We start from the raw sequence: 23,138 nt of genomic DNA, 5'->3' as shown, positions 1-23,138 counted from the left end.
GCCTTCCCCGGCCGTATCGAGCGGGAGGAGTGGGTCAAGCAGGCCAAGGTTCTCGCAAAGGGTGGTGAGACCGAGTTCTCCAAGCGCGTCGACAAGGGCCAGGTCGCGACAAGCGTGCCCGGCAAGCGGGGCGCTCAGCCCAAGAAGAAGACCACCGCTAAGGGAGGCAAGGCATGAGCTCTCAGAACGAACCCTTGCTCTCGGTGCGTGGCGTCGAGACCTATTATGGCAATATCGTCGCCTTGCGGGGCGTCGACATGGATGTTCATCGCGGTGAGATCGTCACCATGATCGGCGCCAATGGTGCCGGCAAGTCGACGCTGATGATGACCATTTGCGGCGATCCGCGGGCCCGCAACGGCCAGATCGTCTATGATGGCGTGGACATCACAAACATGCCGACGCATGACATTGTCAGCCTTGGGATCGCGCAATCGCCGGAAGGGCGTCGCATCTTTCCGCGTATGACGGTGATGGAAAACCTGCAGATGGGCGCGGCTCTGGTCGATCCCGAGCATTTCGACGAAGACCTTGCCAAGGTTTTCAAGCTGTTCCCCCGTCTCAAGGAGCGCATCGGCCAGCGGGGCGGGACGCTTTCTGGTGGCGAGCAGCAGATGTTGGCCATTGCGCGCGCGCTCATGAGCCGGCCCAAGCTACTGCTTCTCGATGAGCCGTCGCTTGGTCTTGCTCCGCTGATTGTGAAGCAGATCTTCGATGCCATTCGTGAGCTGAACGAAAAGGAAGGGCTGACGGTCTTTCTGGTCGAGCAAAACGCCTTCCATGCGCTGAAGCTCGCCCATCGGGGCTATGTCATGGTCAACGGCAATGTGACCATGAGCGGCACCGGCGCGGAACTCCTCAAGAAGGAAGAAGTACGCGCGGCATATCTGGAAGGCGGGAGGCACTGATGGAACACGCAAACGGACTGATCTGGGAAGTCACTTTCTGGGAGTTCCTTTTTGTCACGGTGCTCCTGGCGGGCAGTGCGGCCTATCTCACGGGGCGGGCCATGGCGCGCACGTGGCAGGGCGATGCGCATCTCGCCTTCTATATCGTGCTTCTGACTGCTGCCACGCGCTTCATCCATTTTGCGCTGTTCAGCGGCACGTTGCTCTCGCTCCACTACTACATTGTTGACCTGATCGTTTTGCTGATCATCGCCTTTGTCGGCAAGCGGATCACCCGTGCCGGACAGATGGCAACGCAGTATAGCTTTCAGTATCGGCGCAGTGGACCTCTTGGCTGGGAGCGTTCGAACTGACCGATTCATGATTAACCGGTGTGAAGCCTTTATTTCTCTTTTGAATTGAGGTTTCATGTCGATTAAGCGGGCCGGCGGGGTCCGCACAGGCCAAACCGGAAAGCCAAACACCATTTCCGGAAAGCCAAGGGAACTTCTGGTGTTTTTTAAGGGAGAAGTCATGAAAAAGGCACTTATGGCTGGCGCAGCACTCAGCCTGATGATGACGGGTTCCGCATGGGCGGACATCACGATTGCAGTTGCTGGCCCCATGACGGGGCAATACGCTTCATTTGGCGAGCAGATGAAAGCCGGTGCCGAGCAGGCAGTGGCCGACATCAACGAAGCCGGTGGCGTCAATGGCGAAATGCTGAAGCTTGAAGTGGGCGATGACGCCTGCGATCCCAAGCAGGCTGTGGCTGTCGCCAACCAGTTTGCAGGGTCCGGCGTCGCGTTCGTTGCGGGCCATTTCTGCTCCGGTTCGTCCATCCCGGCTTCGTCGGTCTATGCCGAGGAAGGCATCGTCCAGATTTCGCCGGCCTCCACCAACCCGGCATTCACCGACAACCGCCCCGGCCCCGGCGTCTTCCGTGTCTGCGGTCGTGACGACCAGCAGGGTGATGTTGCAGGCAAGTTCCTTGTCGACAACTTCGCCGACAAGAAAGTCGCTTTCGTTCACGACAAGACCGCCTATGGCAAGGGCCTTGCCGATGCGACCATGGCTGCATACGAGGCCGCTGGCGGAACGCCGGCTCTCTACGAAGCCTACACCGCTGGCGAGAAGGACTACACCGCACTCGTTTCCAAGCTGAAGCAGGAAGGCGTTGGCGTTCTTTATGTTGGTGGCTATCACACGGAAGCCGGCCTCATGGCGCGCCAGATGCGCGAGCAGGGCATGGACACGGTGCTCGTCTCCGGTGACGCTCTTGTTACCGACGAGTACTGGGCCATCACCGGTGAGGCAGGTGAAGGCACGCTGATGACCTTCTCTCCCGATCCGCGCAAGAACGAGATCGCAAAGCCGGTCGTCGACAAGCTGCTTGCTGCCGGCAAGACCGCTGAAGGTTATGCGCTCTACACCTATGCGGCCATCCAGGCATGGAAGGATGCCGTCGAGGCAGCCGGTTCCACGGATTACGATCCGGTTGTGGCCGCGCTCAACGACGGCAATTTCTCGACCGTTCTCGGCGACCTATCCTTCGACGACAAGGGCGATGTAACGCTGCCCGGCTATGTCTTCTACGAGTGGAAAGACGGCAAGTACGATTATCTCGTGCAGTAGACCATTGGCCTGATGTGAGGTCTGGCGGCCCGGCAGAGATGCCGGGCCGCTTTCTTTTGGTGAAGGGCCTGCCACGCCGCTCTCTTCGTCATCTTCGGGCTTGACCCGGGGATCCATGCCGTAGTGCCGGGGATAAACCGGAGCCCTTCAAGGCGAAACGCGATTTTTCTCGGCCGTACCCCGTCACCAGCGCCACGGCATGGATCCCATGGTCAAGCCATGGGACGATGACGCAGTTGAAGCGCGATCCCTGCTCGCTGTTCGCTGATCCCTATTCGCTCATTTCTCCCCACCCCCAAAACCGCCGCTAGACTTCCCCATCGCCCCTGTCGGGAACCGGGTCCGGAGCCGGGGATCAGGAGGGGCGACGGCAGCCTCCCCCTCGGGTTCGGTGACCCGAGGCCTGTGAGGGCCCGCAAAAGGCCGGCGGCCGGCATCATGTCGGTTGCGGAAAAGCCGCTAGGGCGCAGATCGCCCGAGTGACCGGTCGGCAGTCGGGACAGCGGCCGGCGGGGCGCGCTTTTCGCGCCACTTCAATTCCCAACAGAGAGGCACGAAAAACGCGCCCCGTTTCCCGAACTGATGGCAAACCCCGGCGGCTCCCCCCGCGCGGCAACGATGGAGCCTGCCGATTGCACCGCGACGTCAAACGCCCCGTCTCTCTGCTCGGCCGGGATCAAGAGGGTGGAGCCGTCCATGGAACCGGAGCAAGAAGGGCGGGAACGGGCAGAGCTGAACGCTGCTGTTTCCCAACTCGGGAGTCTTCCCTCGCTTCAAGAAAGTTTGCACCGCAGCATAGTCCACGCTAATCATACCGCGTCGTTTTGGCGCGGAGGGGATTTTCGCGCCGGGCAATCCCAGACAAACCTTCTTTCCCGGAGTTTTTGCCAGTGCAGATTAAGAAGATCCTCGTCGCAAACCGTTCCGAAATCGCCATCCGCGTTTTCCGCGCAGCCAATGAACTCGACATCCGAACGGTAGCCATCTGGGCCGAGGAGGACAAATATTCGCTGCACCGGTTCAAAGCGGATGAATCCTATCAGGTGGGGCGCGGACCGCATCTCGAGCGCGATCTTGGTCCCATTGAAAGCTATCTGTCGATTGACGAGGTCATCCGTGTCGCCAAACTGTCAGGGGCCGATGCCATTCATCCGGGCTATGGCCTCCTGTCCGAGAGCCCGGAGTTCGCCGAAGCCTGTGCGCAGAACGACATTATCTTCATCGGCCCAAAACCCGAGACCATGCGTCGCCTTGGCAACAAGGTTGCGGCGCGCAACCTTGCCATCGAAGTCGGCGTCCCCGTTGTTCCGGCCACGGAGCCACTGCCTGATGACATGAGCAAGGTTGCCGAGATGGCTGAGGAGGTCGGTTTCCCGGTCATGCTCAAGGCCTCCTGGGGCGGTGGCGGACGCGGCATGCGCGTTATCCGCGGCCGCGAGGATCTGGAGCACGAGGTTGTTGAGGCCAAACGCGAGGCCAAGGCCGCCTTCGGTAAGGACGAAGTCTATCTTGAAAAGCTGGTCGAGCGTGCGCGCCATGTGGAAGTGCAGGTGTTGGGCGACACGCATGGCAATGCCGTCCATCTGTTTGAGCGGGATTGCTCCATCCAGCGCCGCAATCAGAAGGTCGTGGAGCGTGCACCTGCTCCCTATCTCAACGATGAGAAGCGTGCCGAACTTTGCGGTTACGCGCTGAAGATCGCCGAAGCGACAAACTATATTGGTGCAGGCACGGTCGAATTCCTTATGGATGCCGACACGGGCGCTTTTTACTTCATCGAGGTCAATCCACGTATCCAGGTGGAGCACACGGTCACCGAGGAGGTGACCGGCGTCGATATCGTCAAGGCGCAGATTCACATTCTCGAAGGGGCGAAGATCGGCGACGCAGCCTCAGGCGTGCCGGCACAGGCCGACATCCGTTTGAATGGTGACGCGCTCCAGTGCCGTATCACGACCGAGGATCCCGAGCAGAACTTCATCCCCGATTACGGCCGCATCACCGCCTACCGGGGCGCCACCGGTTTCGGCATCCGTCTGGACGGCGGCACGGCCTATTCAGGTGCGGTCATTACCCGGTTTTACGATCCGCTGCTGGAGAAAGTCACCGCATGGGCGCCGACGCCTGAAGAGGCGATCGCCCGCATGGATCGCGCCCTGCGCGAGTTCCGCATTCGCGGTGTGGCGACCAACCTGACATTCCTTGAAGCGATCATCAGCCATCCGAATTTCCGCAACGCCTCCTATACGACCCGCTTCATTGATGAGACGCCGGAACTCTTCAGCCAGGTCAAGCGGCGCGACCGCGCGACGAAGCTTCTCAACTATCTGGCGGACGTTACCGTCAATGGTCACCCGGAAGCACGCGGCCGCGCTTTGCCCAATGCCGAGGCTGCGGCGCCGCATGTTCCCTATGTCGACATGCCGGTGCCGGATGGAAGCAAGCAGACGTTCGACAAGCTCGGGGCCGAGGGCTTCTCCAAATGGATGCGCGATCAGGAGCGTGTGCTGGTCACCGACACCACCATGCGCGACGCGCACCAGTCGCTGCTCGCGACACGCATGCGCACATTCGATATGGCGCGCATTGCCGGCGTTTACGCCCGCGCGTTGCCCGAGCTTCTGTCGCTGGAGTGCTGGGGTGGAGCGACCTTCGATGTCGCCATGCGCTTCCTGACGGAAGATCCGTGGGAGCGACTTTCGCGCATTCGCGAGGGCGCGCCGAACCTGCTTCTACAGATGCTGCTGCGTGGTGCCAATGGTGTGGGCTACACCAATTATCCCGACAATGTCGTGCAGCATTTCGTCAAGCAGGCGGCTGCGGGCGGCATCGATCTCTTCCGCGTCTTCGACTGCCTCAATTGGGTTGAAAACATGCGCGTGGCGATGGACGCCGTGCGTTCGGAAGGCAAGCTTTGTGAGGCGACCATCTGCTACACGGGCGACCTTCTCGATCCGGATCGTTCAAAGTACGACTTGAAATACTATGTCGGCCTTGCCGGCGAGCTTGAGGCGGCGGGTACCAACATCATCGCCATCAAGGACATGGCAGGTCTTTTGAAGCCCGGCGCGGCGCGCGCATTGTTCAAGGCGCTGCGTGAGGCGACGGATCTGCCGTTGCATTTCCACACGCATGACACTTCCGGCATTTCCGCAGCCACGGTGCTCGCAGCGGTGGAAAGCGGGGTCGACGCCGTCGACGCGGCAATGGATGCGCTCTCCGGCAACACATCGCAGCCCTGTCTCGGCTCCATCGTCGAAGCCCTGAAGGGCGACCCTCGCGACACTGGGCTCGACCGGGAGTGGGTGCGCCGCATCTCCTTCTATTGGGAGGCCGTGCGCAATCAGTATGCCGCCTTCGAAAGCGACCTGAAGGGGCCGGCATCCGAAGTCTACCTGCATGAAATGCCTGGCGGCCAGTTCACCAATCTGAAGGAGCAGGCCCGCTCGCTTGGGCTTGAGACCCGCTGGCATGAGGTGGCCCGTGCCTATCATGACGTCAACATGATGTTCGGCGACATCGTCAAGGTCACGCCATCCTCCAAGGTGGTCGGCGATATGGCGCTGATGATGGTCTCGCAGGATCTGACCGTGGCGGATGTCGAGAACCCGGAAAAGGATATCGCCTTCCCGGATTCGGTCGTTTCCATGTTGCATGGAGACCTTGGTCAGCCTCCGGCAGGTTGGCCGGTTGCGCTGCAGAAGAAGGTTCTGAAAGGGGACAAGCCGATCAACGTGCGCCCCGGCTCATTGCTTGAACCTGCCGATCTCGATGCGGACCGCAAGGCGCTTGAAGAGAAGCTTGGCCGCAAGGTCAGCGAGTACGAGTTTTCGTCCTGGTTGATGTATCCGAAAGTCTTTACCGACTTCGCCGCCGCATCGGAAAGCTACGGTCCAGTCAGTGTGTTGCCGACGCCCGTCTATTTCTACGGCATGGAGCCGGAGGATGAGATTTTCGTCGAGATCGAGCGCGGCAAGACGCTCGTCATTCGCTGCCTTGCCGTTGGCGACGTTGACGAAAAGGGAATGGTCACGGTCTTCTTCGAACTCAATGGCCAGCCACGCCGCGTCAAGGTTCCTGATCGGGTGCATGGTGCCTCGGCATCGGCCGCGCGTCGCAAGGCGGAGGCCGGAAACGAGGCACATGTGGGTGCGCCGATGCCTGGGGTCGTCTCAACGCTCGCCGTCAAGCCGGGGCAGACCGTCCAGTCTGGCGATGTGCTTCTGTCCATCGAGGCGATGAAGATGGAAACCGCGCTTCATGCGGAGCGCGACGGTACGATCGCCGAAGTTCTCGTGGGCGCGGGCGATCAGATCGATGCCAAGGATCTCCTCATCGTGTTCGAAAATGGCGACTGATGCCATGGATTGACGAGCACGATTAAACCGATTTAGATGCGGCGCGGGCCGGGGTTTCCCAGCTCGCGCCGTCTTCTTGTGGAGCCTGTCATGTCTTCCCGCAATGCGTCCATCGGGCGCTGGGCCGTAGCGGCCTGCTTCTTCGTCAATGGTTTCATGGTTGGTAGCTGGGCACCGCAGATCCCGGTTGTCGTCTCAAGATTTGAGCTGAGTGAATCAGCACTCGGTTTGCTCATTCTCGTTTTCGGCTGTGGTGCTGTGGCGGTTATGCCGCTCTGCGGCTATCTGATTGGCCGGTTTGGCTCCCGCATTGTCCTGCGCATCGCCGCTGTTGTGTGCGCGTTGTCCTTTGGCGGTCTCGTTGGAGCAACGATGATCTGGCAGATGGTTGCTGCACTTATCTTTTTTGGCGCATTCTTGGGTGCCATGGACATCTCCATGAATGCCAACGCTGTGGCCGTGGAGCGTTCGCTTGGGCGTGCGGTGATGTCTTCCTCACATGGGTTTTGGAGTCTGGGCGGGTTTGTCGGTGCCGGGGCCGGCGGCCTGTTGATCGAGCGTTATGGCTATATGGCACATGCCGGAATGGTGGTGGCATTTGCCTTCGTACTTGTGGTCATCACGCTGCCATTCCTCATAGTCGAAACCCGCTCCGTGGGCGGGGAGGATGGCCATGGGCATAAGGGAATGCCGCGCAATCCGATGGTGTATGTGACAGGTCTCGTCGCGCTTTTCTGCATGTTGCCGGAAGGCGCGATTCTCGATTGGGCCGCGCTCTACCTGCGACAGGAAATGGGCGCAGGTATCGCCGAGGCGAGCCTCGCCTTCACCGCATTTTCCGGCTCCATGGCGATCATGCGTTTTGCCGGCGACCGGCTGCGCAATCGCTTCGGTGCAGTGCGCACGTTACGCTATTCAGGCATAGTGGCGACGATTGGTATGCTTGGTGCAGGGCTTGCACCATCACCCATGCTGGCAACGATCGCCTTCGCCCTCAGCGGGATGGGGATTGCCAACATGGTACCGATTGTCTTTTCCGCTGCGGGCAACCAACCGGGACTTTCACCGGGGGCAGGCATGAGCGTGGCCACCACCATCGGCTATTCCGGAATGCTTGTTGCCCCCTCATTGGTGGGCTTCATCGCGGAGCGCACCGGATTCGTGCCGATCTTCCTGGCTTTTTCCCTGCTGCTTGCCAGCGTTCTGATGCTGGCCAATCTTGTCAGGTCCGCTGACACGATTGCCGTGCAGCCCGCCGGTGGAGCCTGATCTTTACCGGGTGCTAAATGTTGCCCATCAGCATCAATATCAGGACAATAACAAGGATCAGCCCCAGGATGCCTGATGGCCCGTATCCCCATCCGCGCGAATGCGGCCAAGCGGGGATGGCGCCAAGTAGAATCAAAATCAGAATGATGATGAGGATTGTGCCGAGCGACATCGCGTTCTCCTCGCTGTGTTGAAAGCCTTGCATTTCAACGTGTCAGGTGCGCTCGGGTTCCCTCAAAAAGCAAAGGAGCCGGCACGCCGTCTGAGGCGTGCCGACCCCTGATGTTGAAACAGCTGGTGATCTTGAAATGGCTGGGCTGTCACTCGGCTGGGTTGGGGAAGGGGTCTTCCGGAACGTCGGATGTCTTCACGGATCCATTGTTCTGTTCACCGCGCCGGAACAGTCGAGCAAACAGACCGCGTCGCTTCTGACCCGCCGGCAGGGTTTCGCGTGTGAACACCATCAGCGCAGATGGCGTGACGATCAGTGTCAGAGCCGTTGCAAAGGTTAGGCCATACACAATGGCGCCCGACAGCGAAATCCACCATTGGGTCGAAGGCGCTCCGATGGTCACTTCCTGATGAAACAGTTCCAGGCCGAGGCCAAAGGCGATTGGCGCCACACCAAGCACGGCGGAAATGGCGGTCAACATCACCGGGCGCGCGCGCTCGCGGCAGGTCTGAAGGATGGCTTCCTGCTTTTTCCAGCCTTCGCGCCGCAACCGGTCATAGGTGTCGATCAGAACGATGTTGTTGTTCACCACCACGCCGGCAAGCGCAATGACACCAATGCCGGACATGACGATGCCGAAGGGCTGCCCGGTTATGAGCAATCCGAGGAATACGCCGATTGTGGCCATCACCACGGTCATCAATACCAGGAACACGCTGGTGAACTTGTTGAACTGGGCAAGAAGCACCACGAAAATCAGAAAGATTGCAGCACCGAATGCTTTCGACAGGAAGGCGCTCGCTTCCTCGCTTTCCTCATTCGACCCGGCGAGTTTCCAGCGTGTGGCGCCAAGGTCCATGTCGCCAAGCGTCTGCGTGACTTCGGCCTGGACGGCCGAGACCTGATAGCCGCTGGCGACATTGGCTGTGACGACGATGGTGCGCTGTCCGTCGATCCGGTTCAATATGCCTGTCGAACGTTCTGGCTCGCGTGACACGAAGTTGGAGATTGGGACCGGACCCTGTGATGTCTGCACCCGTAGTTGATCGAGGGCAGAAAGGGTGCGCCGGTCTTCCGGAAGACGGAGGCGGATATCGACGGCATCGTCGACACCGGCAGGGCGATATTCTGACAGCTTCAACCCGTTGGTCACAAGCTGGACCACCGTGCCGACAGACACCGGGCTGATTCCGTATTGTGCGGCCTTTGCGCGATCCACCTTGATCGCCCAGTCGATGCCGGGTGGCGGGAGGCCGTCAGCGATGTCGATCACGCCCGGCACGTTGCCAATCGCCCTCGCGACCTCCGCCGCCTGGGTGTTCAGGTTTGTCGGATCCGCGGCTGAAAGGCGAACCTGAATCGGCTGGCCAGTCGGGGGACCGCCTTCGGGTACGCGAACCTCGATTTCGACACCAGGGGTGCCGGCAAGCTCCCGCCGCAAATCATCAAGGATCTTGCTTGCGGGCTCGCGCTCCCGCCAGTCGATAAACTCGTATTGGATGACGCCGATGACATCTTCATCGATATCCTGCCCGCCGCCACGCGTCTTGCCGACGCGTGTGTAGACGGATTCAATGCCTGGCCAGTTGAGCAGCTTTTCCTCGGCTGGCTTTGTCAGCCGGTCCATCTCTTCGAGCGAGAGATTGCCACGGGCATGCACATACATGAGGCCGTATTCCGGCTCCACATTGGGGAAGAATTCAACGCCGGCGCCGTATTGAGAGTAGGAGTAGATGATGCCGCCGAGAAGGCCGACCGTGAGCAGAAGAACGGTTTTGGGAAAGCGGACAGCCTGCTTCACAAGCCCCATATACCACCCGTCCGGCTTCTGCTCTTCCTCCACGTGGGCCTTGGCGAAGATCGCGCCGAGCGTGGGGGTGAATATCAGCGCATAGATCATCGACGCACTGAGCGTCACGATCAGCGTGATCGGCAGGTATTTCATAAATTCGCCGACAATGCCCGGCCAGAAAAGCAGGGGCGAGAAGGCCGCGATGCGGGTCATGGTTGCGGCAATAACAGGGCCGGCCATGCGTTTGGCTGCCAGTTCGAAGGCCTGCGCCTTGTCCATCCCCTCGGTCATGCGCCGTTCGGCGAACTCCGTTACGATGATGGCGTCATCAACCAACATGCCGACGGCCAGGATGAGGCTGAACAGAACCACCATGTTGACGGTGAAGCCACCGAGCGAAAGAGCATAGATGCCCATCAAAAAGGACGCGGGAACGGCGAGGCCGATCAGCAAGGAAGCGCGTCCGGAGAGGGTGTAGAGGACAACGATGAAAACCAGTATCACCGCGATCAGGACATGGTTCTGCAGGTCGTTGAGCATATCGCGGATCATCACCGATTTGTCCTGACTGTAAGACACAGTGATGTTGCCATCAGTAACCTTCTCGAATTCGCTTGCCGCAACCTTCACTGCATCAACCGTGTCGACAAGATTCGCGCCTACCCGCTTCTTGACCTCGATGGCGATTGCGTTCCTGCCGTTCAGGCGGGTGATGGTCTCAGCATCCTTGAACGTAGAGCGGATCTCCGCCAGATCACGCGCGCGCACCACGGCACTTGGGCTGGAGACGATCGGCAGATTGGCCACATCTTCCACAGTCTCGATCAGCGACGGCACCTTGACTGCATATCGTCCGGCCTCGCCTTCCAGCGAACCGGCTGCAACCAGACTGTTCGAGGCGTTGACGCCATTGATCATCTGGTCGAGCTGCAACCCGTAGGAGGAGAGCTTCATCGAGTCGATGAGAATTTCGACCAGTTCGTCGCGCGAGCCTTGCAACGTGCCTTCGAGCACGCCGGGAATTTCTTCAATCCGGTCTCGCAGCTCTCGCGCCGCAGTGGAAAGAACGCGCTCGGGCACATTGCCGGCAAGCGTTACGACAAGAATCGGAAATTCGGAAATGTTGACTTCATGCACGGAGGGCTCGTCCGCACCCTGTGGCAGTTCGCGCCGTGCGTCGGCCACCTTGGCGCGCACATCCTCAATGGCATTGGAGAAGTCATAGCCCGCCTGGAATTCGACAAGAACGAAACCACCGCCCTGATAGGCGGAGGATCGCATCTCCTTGACGCCTTCCAGGCTTTTGAGCCGGGTCTCGATCGGGCGCAGCAAGAGCCGCTCCGAATCCTCCGGTGAGATGCCTTGGTAGGTCAGGCTCACATAGATGATCGGGATCGGTACATCCGGCTCAGCTTCCTTTGGGATGCTGATATAGGCGAGTGATCCGGCGATCACGAAGAAGAGCAGGATGGATAAGGTTAGCCTGGCATTCTGAATTGCTATACGGACGATGTCCACGGGCAGGTCCTGTCTTGTGCCGTCAGCGCGCTTCAGTGTTTCTCCTGATACCGGAGGCGCTTTATTTCAATGGTATGCAGTCTTCGAGAGAGCGAGCTGTTTTGCGCTAAAGCAGACTATCTCAACGGGTGGTCATCTCGGAGGCGAGGACGCCCGCAAGTTCGCGTATCAACTTCTGATCGGCGATTTCCGTCTTAACCGTATCGCCCTCGGTCACGAGATCCTGACCGGCCACGATCACCTGAGCGTTGGCCGGTATGCCGGCAAGGAAGAGAGCTCTGGGAGTGTCGTCGACCAAGTCGATGGGGTAGAAAATCACCTTGCTGCCATCATCGACTGCGCGGACGCCAAGCTCGCCATTCTCGTTCAGTGTCACCACGGAGCGCGGCAAGGCAACAGCTTCCACCGGCTCAGCGTGGATGTTGATTTCCGCGGTCATACCAGCAGGAATGCTGCCGTCCTGATTGGGGACCGCTACCTCGATGCGAAATGTCCGGGTCTGCTCGGAAGCCTCGCGGCTGACGAAGCGTACTTCACCGCTGACTTTCGTGCCGTTAACCAACCGAACGTCTGCCTTGTCACCGACATCGACAGACCCAAGATCGTGTTCGCTGACTTCGCCTACGGCGATCACCGGGTCGAGCTTGATCAGCGTAGCAACTTCCTGGCCCTGCATCGCAGAGGAACCCAACTCAACATCGACCTTGTCGATAATGCCTTCGAAAGGTGCGCGGACGGTAATGCGTGCGAGGTCGGCTTCAGCAGCTTCAAGTTGGGAACGGGCAGTGGCGAGCGCCGAGCGAGCACTGTCCAACTGCAGGCGGGCAAGATTGCCGGACTTGGCAAGGCGGTCGGCAGCCTCGGATTCGGCCTGCCTCTGGGCCAAAACCTGACGCGCGGTCTCCACCGCCGCTTCCTTTCCTTCGGTCTCAAGACTCAGGATCAGGTCGCCTGCCTTTACTCTGTCGCCTTTGGAAACCGGTAGCTCAGAGACAACACCGCCGGCGCGTAGAGCCAGCGCCGAACGCTTGTCAGCAGCGGTCTTGCCCGAAACGCGGATTGTTCTTGAATGATCGATACGTGGCGGCGTGGCCACCGTCACCGTCTGCGCCTCAGTCGGCTTGTTTTCAGGTCGTTGCGCCACAGTCTGTGGTTCTTCGCTGGCGCTACCGACAGAGGAAAACTCCCCCGTGGCGATCCATGCGGCTGTCGCGACAAGCACGGCAATCGCGGCAAGTTTGTGCAACCTAATCTTCGGCATGTCGTTTTCCGATGCGATAGAGCCGGCCTGTCGACTGAGGTCCGACCCAATATGGGGACTGCCCACGCAGAGTTCAAATCGCCAAAAGCGCAAGGGCAAGACGCGGTATCTTGCGACAAAAGAACGCTCATATATCGCAGACGCACACATTACAAAAGCCGAACGGCAAAGGCTCCTGACATCAACGAACGTTGGCCCGATGCCAGGGTGCGAGCAAATAAAAACGCCCTTTGCGCGTTGAATGCGCGAGGGTGGGACATATTGACAAAATTCGTTATTTTGTCAATCGTCATTGAGAGAAAGTGCAGACCATGAATTTGATTGCCCAATGTACCGATGACCCCAAGCGGGAGCGCATCCTAGATGGCGCCATGAAGGTGTTTCTTGCCTATGGCTTCGCCCGAACCACGATGGATGACATTGCCAGATCAGCCGATGTTTCTCGGCCGGCGCTGTACCTGCAGTTTCGGAACAAGGCGGATATTTTCCGTGCCATCGGTGCATGTGTTCTTGAGCAATCGTTGGAAGGCGCGCGGCAGGGGTTGGCTGAAGAGGGCACCTTCGGCGAGCGGATGATGACGGCGCTCGACCGGGCCCTGTTCGAGCTGATCGAGACCATCGATCAGTCGGCGCACGGACAGGAAATTCTCGATATGGAGAACAAGATCGCCGCAGATATTATCGCCGATTGGCGCGCGGGGCTGACGGGCATTGTTGAGGCTGCAGTGGCGGAAGAAGCATCGCGAACAAATGCCGACCTTGAGAGGCAGGGGCTTTCGGCACGTGGGCTGGCGGAAATTCTCCTGGATGGTCTTGAAGGTATGCGTATACGCGGCCTTTGCGGCAAGCCGGCGATAGACGGAGCGCGGCGACTTGTGCGGGTTCTCGAAATTTCCATGGTCGCAGCGCAGCCGCGTTTTGGTTGAGGCGGGCTGTTGGCTGATGACTGTCAATCGTCGCTACTGCGCTGTCCAGCCGCCATCCATAGGCAGACTTGTACCTGTCATTTGCGATGCGTGATCGGAACACAGAAACACAACCAGACCGCCCAATTCCTCGACAGTGACAAACTCCCGCGTGGGCTGCCTGGCAAGCATCACTTCACGCACGACCGTTTCACGATCCATATCGTGCAATTTCATCTGGTCAGGAATCTGCTCTTCCACCAGCGGTGTCAGGACGTAGCCCGGGCAGATGGCATTGCAGGTTATTCCGGTCTCCGCGAGTTCGAGAGCCACTGTTTTCGTCAGACCCACCACACCGTGCTTGGCGGCCACATAGGCAGATTTGAAGGGCGAAGCGCGCAGACCATGCGCCGAGGCAATGTTGATGATGCGTCCGTGACCTGCCTTCTTCATGTGCGGGATCGCAGCGGCGATGGTATGGAAGGATGAAGAAAGATTGATCGCAAGAATGGCATTCCATTTCTCGATGGGGAAATCTTCGACAGGGGCCAAATGCTGGATGCCCGCATTGTTGACGAGAATGTCGAGGCCGCCGAAGTGCTGCGCCGCCTTGTCAACCAGCTTGCGGCAGGCATTCGGGTCTGACATGTCGGCGCTCACATAGGCTGCTTCCACCCCGTGATCATCGGCAAGTTTTCGTGCAAGAGCATGGTCTTCGGAGCTATCTGTGAATGAATTCAGGACAATGTTGCAGCCGTTGGCTGCCAGCGCTTCGGCAATTCCGAGGCCGATGCCTGACGTTGAGCCGGTGATAACAGCCGCCCGATTTTGCTTGCCCGGTTGGTGCTGCATGGCATGGCCCTTTGTTGAAGATTGAAAAATGGAGTGATGCTGCATCGCAGCAAAGCGACGGAAGGAGACACTGTCAAGCGAGGCGATCTGCGCAAATGCGCTTCTGCGCCATTGACATTCCGGCCTGTCTCGGCCACCTCAAGCCCGATACGGCTGAAAACGGGACAGTTCCCCCATGACCGGAACATTCACGGCCAGTAAATCTGTGAGCGGCTACTTCTCTTCACCATTTCCGCGGCGCGAGGCCGTTGGCGTTGCCGTGGGCAATGTGATTGTTGGTGGGGATGCACCCGTGGTCGTCCAGTCCATGACAAACACGGATACGGCGGATGTGGACCGCACGGTAGCGCAGATTGCGGCGCTTCATCGCGCCGGTTCTGAATTGGTGCGCATTACCGTTGATCGCGATGAAGCTGCGGCTGCCGTGCCGCGCATTCGCGAGCGGCTGGAGCGCGTCGGTATCTTCGTGCCAATCGTCGGCGATTTTCATTACATCGGACACAAGCTGCTGGCTGATCATCCCGCCTGCGCAGAGGCTCTGGCCAAGTATCGTATCAATCCCGGCAATGTTGGCTTCAAGGACAAGAAGGACCGACAGTTCGCCGCGATCATTGAAACGGCGATCAAGTATGACAAGCCGGTGCGCATCGGTGTTAATTGGGGTTCGCTCGATCAGGAGCTGCTGACCCGTCTGATGGACGAGAACCAGAACAATGGCTCGCCCATGACAGCTCAGGAGGTGACGCGAGAAGCCATTGTGCAGTCGGCGTTGCTTTCGGCCGAGCTAGCCGAGGAGATTGGGCTCGGGCGCGACCGCATCATTCTGTCGGCCAAGGTCAGCCAGGTTCAGGATCTGATAGCCGTCTATACCGAGCTTGCGCGGCGCTCCAATCACTCGCTGCATTTGGGGCTGACCGAAGCCGGCATGGGCACCAAGGGGATTGTCGCCTCATCAGCCGCGATGGGCATCCTGCTGCAGCAGGGGATTGGCGATACGATCCGCATTTCACTGACGCCGGAGCCAGGCGGCGACCGCACCCGTGAAGTGCAGGTGGCGCAGGAGCTTCTGCAGACGATGGGGTTCCGCCAGTTCCTGCCGGTGGTTGCGGCGTGCCCGGGCTGCGGCCGAACGACCTCGACCGTCTTTCAGGAACTGGCCCAGAAGATCGAGCGTGATCTGCGCAAGAACATGCCGGTCTGGCGCAAGAAGTATCCCGGTGTGGAGAGCCTGAAAGTTGCGGTGATGGGCTGCATCGTCAATGGACCCGGCGAATCCAAGCATGCCGACATTGGCATTTCATTGCCGGGTACGGGGGAAACGCCCGCTGCTCCGGTTTTCGTCGACGGCAAGAAGGCGGCGACGTTGCGCGGTGAGAACATCGCGGCGGAGTTTGAAAAGATGGTCGCTGACTATATTGAAAAGCGTTTCGGCCCCCGCGAGGCAGCGGAATAGGAAGTCACTTTTGTCGATCAGCCAGGGATGACATCACCGTATGGGTCAGTTCGCGCAGCAGCTCTTCAAGTAGCTCGCGGCGCGCCTGGGGCATCGCGGCAAAAAGTGCAAGCTCGCTGGCCATGTCGGTCCTAAACGCTTCCTCGGCGCGGGTTTTGCCTGCGGATGTCAGCTCAACCATCATGCTGCGCCCGTCTTCGGGGGAGGGTGTGCGCTTGACCAGTCCAGCCTTTTCAAGCCGCTTCAGTCTGTGCGTCAAGCCACCTGACGTGATCATCAGGGATTTATAGAGCTCGGTCGGCGTCAGGCGGTAGGGCGCTCCGGCGCGGCGCAGCGTGGCAATAACGTCGAACTCGCCCCGATCAAGGCCAAAGGCGGCGAAGGTTTCCTCGATACCGGGGCGTACAAGCATCGATAGCCGGTAAACACGGCCGAGAATGCTCATGGGGTTCGTGTCCAGATCTGGAAGCTCACGCGCCCACTGCGCCCGCAAACGATCGACATGATCCTCGCCGGTTTTCTGGTTATTCATTAAGGCTCCTGATCGTCTGCGTGTCTCGGTGTCCTACTATATATCTTGACGTAAAGATAGAATGCAAATATCTTAGCGCGAAGATATTAAGAGCCCGGCTTTGCGGGGGTCGGAGGAAGAAGGGAACAGCCATAATGTTTGAGATCATTCGCCACTCTGAGCAGAAGCCGAGCCCCAAGGGGACGGTGACATTCGAGGGGGAGCCCTATGGCGGTCAGGTCTCTATGTTCGTGATGAACAGCCCGCCCGGCCACGCTACCGGCCTGCACAAGCATCCCTATTCGGAGACCTGGGTGCTGCATTCGGGTGAAGCCGAGTTTACGGTCAACGGTGAAACCGTCCGGGCGCATGCGGGTGACATCGTTGTCGTTCCGGCCGATACACCCCACAGTTTCGCAAATGTCGGACGCGACCGCCTAGACATCGTCTGCATTCACGCGTCAGGGCGTATCCAGCAGGAAAATCTTTGACGGTTGAAGCTCCTTCAGGCTTCGCAAGCCCATCTTAGGCGCTCGCAGAAAGCCGCTGAGTGTCGTTTCGCCAGTGGGTGATCTTGTCAGACAGTTTCTGGGGGGAGATCGGTTTGGGCAGGTAATCGTCCATGCCGGCACCCAAACACTTCTCCCTGTCGCCCCTCAAAGCATGGGCGGTGATGCCGATGATGGGTGTGTGCGTGCCATTGGCGGCTTCCAGTTCACGGATCGCAGCCGTCGCCTCGTAGCCGTTCATTTCCGGCATTGAGACATCCATAAGAACCAGTCCGGGTTTCAATGTGCGCAGCATCTCGACTGCTGTCTTGCCGTTGCTAGCGATCCTGTATTTCAGGCCCATCCCATCGAGAATCTGACTGAACACGAGCTGGTTTACTTCGTTGTCCTCAGCCACCAGCACATCGAGCGGCCCGCTGTTCCCGCGTGAACCTGACAGGCCTCGCTCAAGTGGCGTAGAGGCGTGGATTTGAATCGGTTTGGTCTGAGCGGGAGCTTCGGGGTGGTCCTGCGCGGGGAGGGCGCGGCTCACCTGCATCACGGAAACCAGTGTTTCCAGAAGCATTGAGGCACGGGTGGGCTTGTTTAAGTGAGCGGCAATTCCGCATTCGCTCATGAGGCGGGCGGTATCGGTCTGGTCGACCGATGTGAGAAGAACGAGCGGAATGCCGGCGAGCGATAGATCCGCTTTGATCTTCTTGGCGACATCAGCGCCATTCATTTCGGGCATCTGGTAGTCGAGAATGACACAATCCACCCGCGCATCAAGTTGGGCTGAACGTTGAAGGAAGGCGAGGCCAACGGCGCCGCTTTCTGCAGCCGCGCACTCAAAGCCCCAGCTGTTCAGTTGCTCCAGCAAAATATCGCGGTTGATCGGGTTGTCATCGATGACAAACACGCGTGCCCCCGAAACATCCACCGGCGCAGTCACCTGGGCGGCATTGGCCGCGTCTACGGCAAACGGAACGGTAAAGACGAATGTAGAGCCTTTTCCCACCTCACTGGATGCTTCGATTGAACCACCCATCAGTTCGGCAAGCTTTACGGCGATCGCCAATCCCAGCCCCGTTCCTTCGTGGCGACGAGTGGACGATGAATCGACCTGTGCGAATTTGTCGAAGACCACGTCCAGCTTGTCTTGAGGAATGCCGATTCCGGTGTCTTCCACCCGAACTGTGACCTGGGTGGTTTCCCCGTCCGATCTCCCCGAGACGTCGATCAGGACATGGCCGCGCTCGGTGAATTTCACGGCGTTGCCAACCAGATTCGTGGCGATCTGGCGGAACCGGCCCACATCGCCAATGAAGGAGGCGGGAAGCTCCGGATCCACACGAACGATGAGCTCCAGGTCTTTTTCGGCCACGCGGGAGGAGACAAGAGCTGCCACATCTTCAATGGCCTCGCCAAGCCTGAACGGCGCTTCGTCCAGCTTCAACTGGCCGGCATCGATCTTCGAAAAATCGAGAATGTCGTTGATGATGGTCAACAGAGCGGTGCCCGATTTGACGATTACGTCAACGAACATGGCCTGGCGTTGGTCAAGATTCGTGCGCGCCAGCAGTTCTGCCATGCCCATGACACCGTTCATGGGCGTGCGGATCTCGTGGCTCATATTGGCTAGGAATTCTGACTTCGTTCGGTCCGCCGACTGCGCTTTTATCTTTTCGGCTGCGAGCGAGATATTCGCGCTGTGCAGATCCTGATGAGCTTTCGAGATACGACGGATCATCGGCTCGAAAATGCGGAGCGCAAGGATGAGGCTCGCTGTCACCATAGCCACGGCGACGCCAAAAAGACCCCACTGGAGGGTGCCATGGCTTTCTATCATCCCAGAATTGAGAAGATCGGAGATGCGTTTCAGTTCCGGGCGCACCTGGGTGTTGGCGAGCGTCTGGAGCTGTTTGAACACACGTCGCGCCGTCGCATTGTCATAATCGGTAAAAACCTCAAGCCTGTTGGCGAGTGAGATGATATCGCGGATCTGTGTACGGAGCGGGACCTCTCCAGTCTGGCCAAGCCAGATATGACGTACAGAAGCGGGGACGGCATGGCCCGTGATATCCGTGGCGGTGGGCATCGTCTGCGAGATAGGTGCGCCTGTATCCAGTCCAACTTGAAGATTGGTCAGGCGCTGACTTTCCAATGTTGTGACTTCACCGCTGACCGCGAATTCGAGCGCCTGATAGGCGTCGTTCAGTCGCGTCAGCGCCAACTCGAGTTCGCTATGGCTCGATTCTGTCTCTGATGCGTCACCACCCGAACGAAGCTCGGCCTGCTCCAGGCGCAGGGCATTGTGAATCACATCATTGGTGGCGTCGGCCATGTGACTGATGAATGCGCCGAAACGCACCTGATTCTTGGTGGTCTGCGTTTGCCACAGCAAGAAACCGGTTCCGAACGCGACTGCGATGACGAATCCGGCAAGCAGCACGAACAGGCGTCCGCGCATATATTGTTGTGTCCCCAGGGTAGGCATTGCTGATCCCAAGACGTCCCCATTTTCCGTAAGAATTGAACATCCTGATTAATGCCCGATTAACGCTAAAAGAATGGGTTTATACATGACCCTGCGGCCAGCGGGCATGAATGAGCAGTCATGTTGGAAGAACAACAAAGCAAGACAGATCGCGCCGTCGCGCGTGTTTAAGAAAATGTCGGCGGGAAAAGCCTTTATTTCTGCCGATTGGCCACAAAACGGGCGGCTTCGCGCAGTGTCTCGGCACGTTCGCCAAACGGCTCAAGAAGCTCCTCGGCCTGAGCGACGAGGCCATTGAGTTGACGGCGGGTCCACTCGATTCCATGCAGGCTTGCCAAAGTTGCCTTGCCAGCGGCGGCATCTTTGCCGGTCGCCTTACCCATCGTTTCGCTGTTGGACGTGAGATCGAGCAAATCGTCGGCCAGCTGGAAGGCGAGGCCGATGGCAGAGCCGAACTCAGCAAGCCTTTCCGTTTCTAGAGGTTGCGCACCCCCTACCAAACTGCCGGCCTCGCAGGCAAAGCGAATGAGGGCGCCCGTCTTCATGGATTGCAGAAGAAGTATTTCTTCTTCCTTGAGGCTCGAGCCTTCTGCAGCCAGGTCCAGTGCCTGGCCTCCGGCCATGCCGCCCATGCCAGAAGCGCGGGCCAATCGGTTGACAAGCGTTAGCTTCGCCTCGGCAGTGAGATCCGTTTCGGAGGCGCTAATGATGTCGAAGGCGAAGGTGAGGAGACTGTCACCGGCCAGGATCGCAGCGGCTTCGTCGAAAGCGCGATGAACAGTGGGTTGGCCCCGCCGCAGATCGTCATCGTCCATTGCGGGCAGATCGTCATGGACGAGAGAGTAGCAGTGGACGCATTCGAGCGCGGCCGCCACGCGCAGTGCAGCGCTCTGTTTGTTTGTCTCAAACAGTGCGGCAGTCTCGAGAACGAGGAAAGGCCGTAAGCGTTTGCCGCCATTCAGGACGCCATGACGCATGGCCATCAGCAGACGTTCGGGTCGATGCAATTCGCCTTCGAGCGTTCGAGGAGCGAGCAGATCGTGCAGCGTGTTCTCCACCAGACTTGCGCCGGCGGCGAGTTTGATCTCGAAGGGGAGGGTCGGTGTCTCTTCCATGCGCGGAGCGATGCCGTTATTGGGCGTCGGGGTCAAGTCCGATTGTTGGTGCCATTGCGCCGCAGGCATTGGAGCGCTATGCGGAAAGCAGTTTTTGTGGCGTGTTAGATGCGGGGAAACAGGATTGAGCGGCCCGACAGTCGATCCCGAAAAAAAACCGTCGACCATGGGCAGCCGGCGTCGTGGCCGCAGCGTTAAAGTGCGGGCTGGATCCGCGCGTGGCTGGAGAAGGCGGCTTTTCCGCTTTATCGTGACAATGCTCGTCGTGCTCGCCTTGATACCGGCCGGATTGACGCTTCTTTATAAAGTCCCGTTTGTTCACCCTCTTTCCACATTGATGATGCGCGATCTCGCGACACTTCAAGGATATGACCGCCGCTGGACTGCGCTCGATGAAATGGGGACGCTAATCCAGCATTCCGTCATGATGTCGGAAGACGGGCAGTTCTGCGCGCATGACGGGATCGACTGGGCCGCTTTGAACCTCGTCATCAACGATGCGTTGTCGGGCGAAAAGGCACGGGGTGCCTCCACCATACCGATGCAGACAGTGAAGAATCTATATCTATGGCAGGGCCGATCCTTCGTGCGGAAAGGTCTGGAGCTGCCGCTGGCATTTTATCTCGATCTTGTCCTTTCCAAGCGACGTATCCTGGAAATTTATCTGAATATCGTCGAATGGGGCCCAAACATTTATGGAGCGGAGGCCGCGGCGCAACACTATTTCGGACGGCGGGCTTCCGAGCTTACGCGCCGTCAGGCAGCGCTGCTGGCGGTGACGTTGCCCAATCCGCTGGAGCGGAATCCGGCAAGGCCATCCGGCGGTCTCAATCGGCTGGCTGCAAACATTGAGCAGCGGGCGCGCAAGGTAGGCGGTTATGTGGGGTGTCTGAAACCCTGATTGCGGCGATTCTCCAAAAAATGTGCTGCGACCCACTGGCCAAAGGCCGTTTTGACGTGTATAGGCACGCCGACTTCCAATTCCCGGCCGAGATGCTGGGCCCTGGATCAAGGGGCCGCAACGGCCTTTGACTGATTAGCGGAGCAGGACAATGGCTGTACCAAAAAGGAAAACGACGCCTTCGAAGCGCGGCATGCGCCGCTCGGCCGATGCCATCAAGGCACCGACCTATGTCGAAGACAAGAATTCGGGCGAGCTGCGTCGTCCGCACCACATCGACCTGAAGACCGGCATGTATCGCGGTCGCCAGGTTCTGGAGCCGAAGGACGCATAAGCGACTTTCTCCAGTGAATTGCGAAAAGGCCGGTCTCTGACCGGCCTTTTTCTTTTGGGCTTACTCGTTCACCGCATTCGCCTTGGCGCGCTGTTGAACGTTGAGAAGGACCGAGAGGGCCTTTTCCGCCAGCTTCTCGGGCACGAAGATATGGTCGTGATGAAAAGCGGCGATCATATTACAGGGGATATTCTTCTCTGCCAGCGCCGTGGCGACGGACCCGGTTAGTCCCACACCGTCGAGCGCCGAATAGACGTTAAGAACGATCCGGCGCATCGGCATGTCTGTGTCAAAGCCATGTGCTCTGGCCTGTTCGAGGGAGAGGACAAGCGTCACCCCTTCCTCTTCCTTGAAAGCGCCGAGGGCGTCCTTAAGGAGTTCTCCAGCGGTATCCTGGCGGGCGGTGCAGAAAACATAGACGCCTTCACTCAGCACCGGCCTCAGGCCTGAAAGCATAGAGTGCCGCTCGCGAATGGGATCGGTCATATCGTGCAGCCGAAGGGGGGGCAGATGGGGAGGAGCTTCAGGTTAGGAATCGCCCATTGAATCAATCTTGCGCTGCATGGCCGCGATCTGCTCACGTAAATCTTTGAGATCGTCGGAACGGTGTGTGTCATTGCCCGCGTCCCTTTCCGGAGCTGCGGGTTGCTCCGAAGCACCAGGCATCGGTGTGAACATGCGCATGGCATTTTGAAACATCTCGATGTTTCGGCGCGTCTGCTCTTCCACCATTTTCATCGGAGCCGACATGCCAATCATGTCTATTGAGGAGGTCCCAAAGGCCTTGTTCATCTGCTCACGCATGCGCTCCTGCTCTTTCGAGAAGGCCATCATGGATTGTTCGAGGAAGCTTGGAACAACCATCTGCATCTGATCGCCGTAAAAGGCGATGAGCTGGCGCAAGAAAGAAACGGGTAACATGTTCTGGCCGTTGCGGTCGTTCTCCAGTTCGAAAATGATCTGGGTGAGAACCGAATGGGTGATGTCGTCGCCGGACTTCGCGTCCTGCACGACAAAGTTTTCATCGCGTTTCACCATTTCAGCGAGATCTTCCAGCGTCACATAGGTGCTGGTGCCGGTATTGTAGAGACGGCGATTGGCGTATTTCTTGATGACGATCGGGTCGTCCTTGGCTGGCATTACTGACCTCCCCGTAGCACGGTGTCTATGGCATCGAATACGGTCGTCTC

The 23,138-nt window shown here is 58.9% G+C and carries 19 protein-coding genes; 10 read left to right on the top strand and 9 right to left on the bottom strand.

Going from position 1 to position 23,138, the window contains the following annotated elements:
• Positions 1-173: 173 nt before the first annotated feature.
• From KW403_RS05900 to KW403_RS05880, 5 genes are all read left to right on the top strand, one after another.
• Positions 174-908 (top strand): ABC transporter ATP-binding protein, encoded by a 735-nt coding sequence (locus KW403_RS05900; protein ID WP_223021802.1) that lies wholly within the window; start codon positions 174-176, stop codon positions 906-908.
• Positions 908-1,261 (top strand): DUF6867 family protein, encoded by a 354-nt coding sequence (locus KW403_RS05895; protein ID WP_223021801.1) that lies wholly within the window; start codon positions 908-910, stop codon positions 1,259-1,261. The genes KW403_RS05900 and KW403_RS05895 overlap by 1 nt, the downstream gene beginning before the upstream one ends.
• A gap of 160 nt (positions 1,262-1,421) precedes the next feature.
• The gene (locus tag KW403_RS05890) at positions 1,422-2,522 is read left to right on the top strand and encodes a branched-chain amino acid ABC transporter substrate-binding protein (protein ID WP_223021800.1); all 1,101 of its coding nucleotides are present in this window, start codon (positions 1,422-1,424) and stop codon (positions 2,520-2,522) included.
• A gap of 890 nt (positions 2,523-3,412) precedes the next feature.
• Complete coding sequence (pyc, locus tag KW403_RS05885) at positions 3,413-6,880, top strand: pyruvate carboxylase (protein ID WP_223021799.1); 3,468 nt, start codon at positions 3,413-3,415, stop codon at positions 6,878-6,880.
• Positions 6,881-6,970: 90 nt separating this feature from the next.
• Complete coding sequence (locus KW403_RS05880) at positions 6,971-8,149, top strand: MFS transporter (RefSeq protein WP_223021798.1); 1,179 nt, start codon at positions 6,971-6,973, stop codon at positions 8,147-8,149.
• Positions 8,150-8,162: 13 nt separating this feature from the next.
• Here the strand turns inward: KW403_RS05880 and KW403_RS05875 are convergent, their stop codons facing one another.
• The 3 genes from KW403_RS05875 to KW403_RS05865 form a co-directional block, all read right to left on the bottom strand.
• Positions 8,163-8,321 carry a DUF3309 domain-containing protein gene (locus tag KW403_RS05875; RefSeq protein ID WP_007010814.1) on the bottom strand — a complete coding sequence of 53 codons (159 nt, stop codon included), beginning with the start codon at positions 8,319-8,321 and terminating at the stop codon, positions 8,163-8,165.
• Between the two features lie 148 nt (positions 8,322-8,469).
• The gene (locus KW403_RS05870) at positions 8,470-11,631 is read right to left on the bottom strand and encodes an efflux RND transporter permease subunit (protein WP_223021797.1); all 3,162 of its coding nucleotides are present in this window, start codon (positions 11,629-11,631) and stop codon (positions 8,470-8,472) included.
• 121 nt (positions 11,632-11,752) lie between these two features.
• A complete protein-coding gene (locus KW403_RS05865; protein WP_223021796.1) occupies positions 11,753-12,892 on the bottom strand; it encodes an efflux RND transporter periplasmic adaptor subunit in 1,140 nt (379 codons plus the stop codon).
• A 311-nt stretch (positions 12,893-13,203) separates the two neighbouring features.
• Between KW403_RS05865 and KW403_RS05860 the strand changes: the two genes are divergently transcribed.
• Positions 13,204-13,818 carry a TetR/AcrR family transcriptional regulator gene (locus KW403_RS05860; RefSeq protein ID WP_223021795.1) on the top strand — a complete coding sequence of 205 codons (615 nt, stop codon included), beginning with the start codon at positions 13,204-13,206 and terminating at the stop codon, positions 13,816-13,818.
• A gap of 33 nt (positions 13,819-13,851) precedes the next feature.
• On the opposite strand, the gene KW403_RS05855 is transcribed toward KW403_RS05860, so the two are convergent.
• Positions 13,852-14,649, bottom strand: coding sequence for a 3-hydroxybutyrate dehydrogenase (locus KW403_RS05855; RefSeq protein WP_223021794.1), 798 nt, complete (start codon positions 14,647-14,649; stop codon positions 13,852-13,854).
• Positions 14,650-14,824: 175 nt separating this feature from the next.
• Here KW403_RS05855 and ispG point away from each other — a divergent pair, with 175 nt between their 5' ends.
• Entirely contained in the window at positions 14,825-16,102 is a 1,278-nt protein-coding gene (gene ispG / locus KW403_RS05850; protein WP_223021793.1) for a flavodoxin-dependent (E)-4-hydroxy-3-methylbut-2-enyl-diphosphate synthase, read from the top strand.
• A gap of 4 nt (positions 16,103-16,106) precedes the next feature.
• Here the strand turns inward: ispG and KW403_RS05845 are convergent, their stop codons facing one another.
• Positions 16,107-16,634 (bottom strand): MarR family winged helix-turn-helix transcriptional regulator, encoded by a 528-nt coding sequence (locus KW403_RS05845; protein WP_223021792.1) that lies wholly within the window; start codon positions 16,632-16,634, stop codon positions 16,107-16,109.
• A gap of 134 nt (positions 16,635-16,768) precedes the next feature.
• Here KW403_RS05845 and KW403_RS05840 point away from each other — a divergent pair, with 134 nt between their 5' ends.
• On the top strand, positions 16,769-17,104 hold the full coding sequence (locus KW403_RS05840; RefSeq protein ID WP_223021791.1) for a cupin domain-containing protein: 336 nt from the start codon (positions 16,769-16,771) through the stop codon (positions 17,102-17,104).
• A 34-nt stretch (positions 17,105-17,138) separates the two neighbouring features.
• Here KW403_RS05840 and KW403_RS05835 read toward each other — a convergent pair whose 3' ends face one another.
• Positions 17,139-19,571: a hybrid sensor histidine kinase/response regulator gene (locus tag KW403_RS05835; RefSeq protein WP_223021790.1), complete on the bottom strand. Its 2,433-nt coding sequence runs from the start codon at positions 19,569-19,571 to the stop codon at positions 17,139-17,141.
• A gap of 221 nt (positions 19,572-19,792) precedes the next feature.
• A complete protein-coding gene (locus KW403_RS05830) occupies positions 19,793-20,713 on the bottom strand; it encodes a polyprenyl synthetase family protein (protein WP_223022458.1) in 921 nt (306 codons plus the stop codon).
• A 124-nt stretch (positions 20,714-20,837) separates the two neighbouring features.
• On the opposite strand from KW403_RS05830, the gene mtgA reads away from it, so the two are divergent.
• A complete protein-coding gene (mtgA, locus tag KW403_RS05825; RefSeq protein ID WP_246637906.1) occupies positions 20,838-21,614 on the top strand; it encodes a monofunctional biosynthetic peptidoglycan transglycosylase in 777 nt (258 codons plus the stop codon).
• Between the two features lie 151 nt (positions 21,615-21,765).
• Complete coding sequence (gene rpmF, locus KW403_RS05820; protein ID WP_007007560.1) at positions 21,766-21,948, top strand: 50S ribosomal protein L32; 183 nt, start codon at positions 21,766-21,768, stop codon at positions 21,946-21,948.
• Positions 21,949-22,008: 60 nt separating this feature from the next.
• Here rpmF and KW403_RS05815 read toward each other — a convergent pair whose 3' ends face one another.
• Together KW403_RS05815 and phaR are read right to left on the bottom strand one after the other, a co-directional pair.
• Positions 22,009-22,434 carry an ACT domain-containing protein gene (locus tag KW403_RS05815; protein ID WP_223021789.1) on the bottom strand — a complete coding sequence of 142 codons (426 nt, stop codon included), beginning with the start codon at positions 22,432-22,434 and terminating at the stop codon, positions 22,009-22,011.
• A gap of 42 nt (positions 22,435-22,476) precedes the next feature.
• On the bottom strand, positions 22,477-23,088 hold the full coding sequence (gene phaR, locus KW403_RS05810; protein ID WP_223021788.1) for a polyhydroxyalkanoate synthesis repressor PhaR: 612 nt from the start codon (positions 23,086-23,088) through the stop codon (positions 22,477-22,479).
• Positions 23,089-23,138: the final 50 nt, after the last annotated feature.

This window comes from Nitratireductor kimnyeongensis (assembly GCF_019891395.1).
In the GTDB taxonomy this organism is placed as follows: Bacteria; Pseudomonadota; Alphaproteobacteria; order Rhizobiales; family Rhizobiaceae; genus Nitratireductor; species Nitratireductor kimnyeongensis.
Note: the sequence above shows the minus strand (reverse complement) of the source record. Positions and strands in the feature narration are given on the sequence as shown.

Bases quoted from the DNA above. Each gene is read 5' to 3' on its own strand.
- KW403_RS05900 (WP_223021802.1), top strand. From the start codon at position 174: ATGAGCTCTCAGAACGAACCCTTGCTCTCGGTGCGTGGCGTCGAGACC.
- KW403_RS05895 (WP_223021801.1), top strand. From the start codon at position 908: ATGGAACACGCAAACGGACTGATCTGGGAAGTCACTTTCTGGGAGTTC.
- KW403_RS05890 (WP_223021800.1), top strand. From the start codon at position 1,422: ATGAAAAAGGCACTTATGGCTGGCGCAGCACTCAGCCTGATGATGACG.
- KW403_RS05880 (WP_223021798.1), top strand. From the start codon at position 6,971: ATGTCTTCCCGCAATGCGTCCATCGGGCGCTGGGCCGTAGCGGCCTGC.
- KW403_RS05875 (WP_007010814.1), bottom strand. From the start codon at position 8,321: ATGTCGCTCGGCACAATCCTCATCATCATTCTGATTTTGATTCTACTT.
- KW403_RS05865 (WP_223021796.1), bottom strand. From the start codon at position 12,892: ATGCCGAAGATTAGGTTGCACAAACTTGCCGCGATTGCCGTGCTTGTC.
- KW403_RS05860 (WP_223021795.1), top strand. From the start codon at position 13,204: ATGAATTTGATTGCCCAATGTACCGATGACCCCAAGCGGGAGCGCATC.
- KW403_RS05855 (WP_223021794.1), bottom strand. From the start codon at position 14,649: ATGCAGCACCAACCGGGCAAGCAAAATCGGGCGGCTGTTATCACCGGC.
- ispG (WP_223021793.1), top strand. From the start codon at position 14,825: ATGACCGGAACATTCACGGCCAGTAAATCTGTGAGCGGCTACTTCTCT.
- KW403_RS05845 (WP_223021792.1), bottom strand. From the start codon at position 16,634: ATGAATAACCAGAAAACCGGCGAGGATCATGTCGATCGTTTGCGGGCG.
- KW403_RS05840 (WP_223021791.1), top strand. From the start codon at position 16,769: ATGTTTGAGATCATTCGCCACTCTGAGCAGAAGCCGAGCCCCAAGGGG.
- KW403_RS05835 (WP_223021790.1), bottom strand. From the start codon at position 19,571: ATGCGCGGACGCCTGTTCGTGCTGCTTGCCGGATTCGTCATCGCAGTC.
- KW403_RS05830 (WP_223022458.1), bottom strand. From the start codon at position 20,713: ATGGAAGAGACACCGACCCTCCCCTTCGAGATCAAACTCGCCGCCGGC.
- rpmF (WP_007007560.1), top strand. From the start codon at position 21,766: ATGGCTGTACCAAAAAGGAAAACGACGCCTTCGAAGCGCGGCATGCGC.
- KW403_RS05815 (WP_223021789.1), bottom strand. From the start codon at position 22,434: ATGACCGATCCCATTCGCGAGCGGCACTCTATGCTTTCAGGCCTGAGG.
- phaR (WP_223021788.1), bottom strand. From the start codon at position 23,088: ATGCCAGCCAAGGACGACCCGATCGTCATCAAGAAATACGCCAATCGC.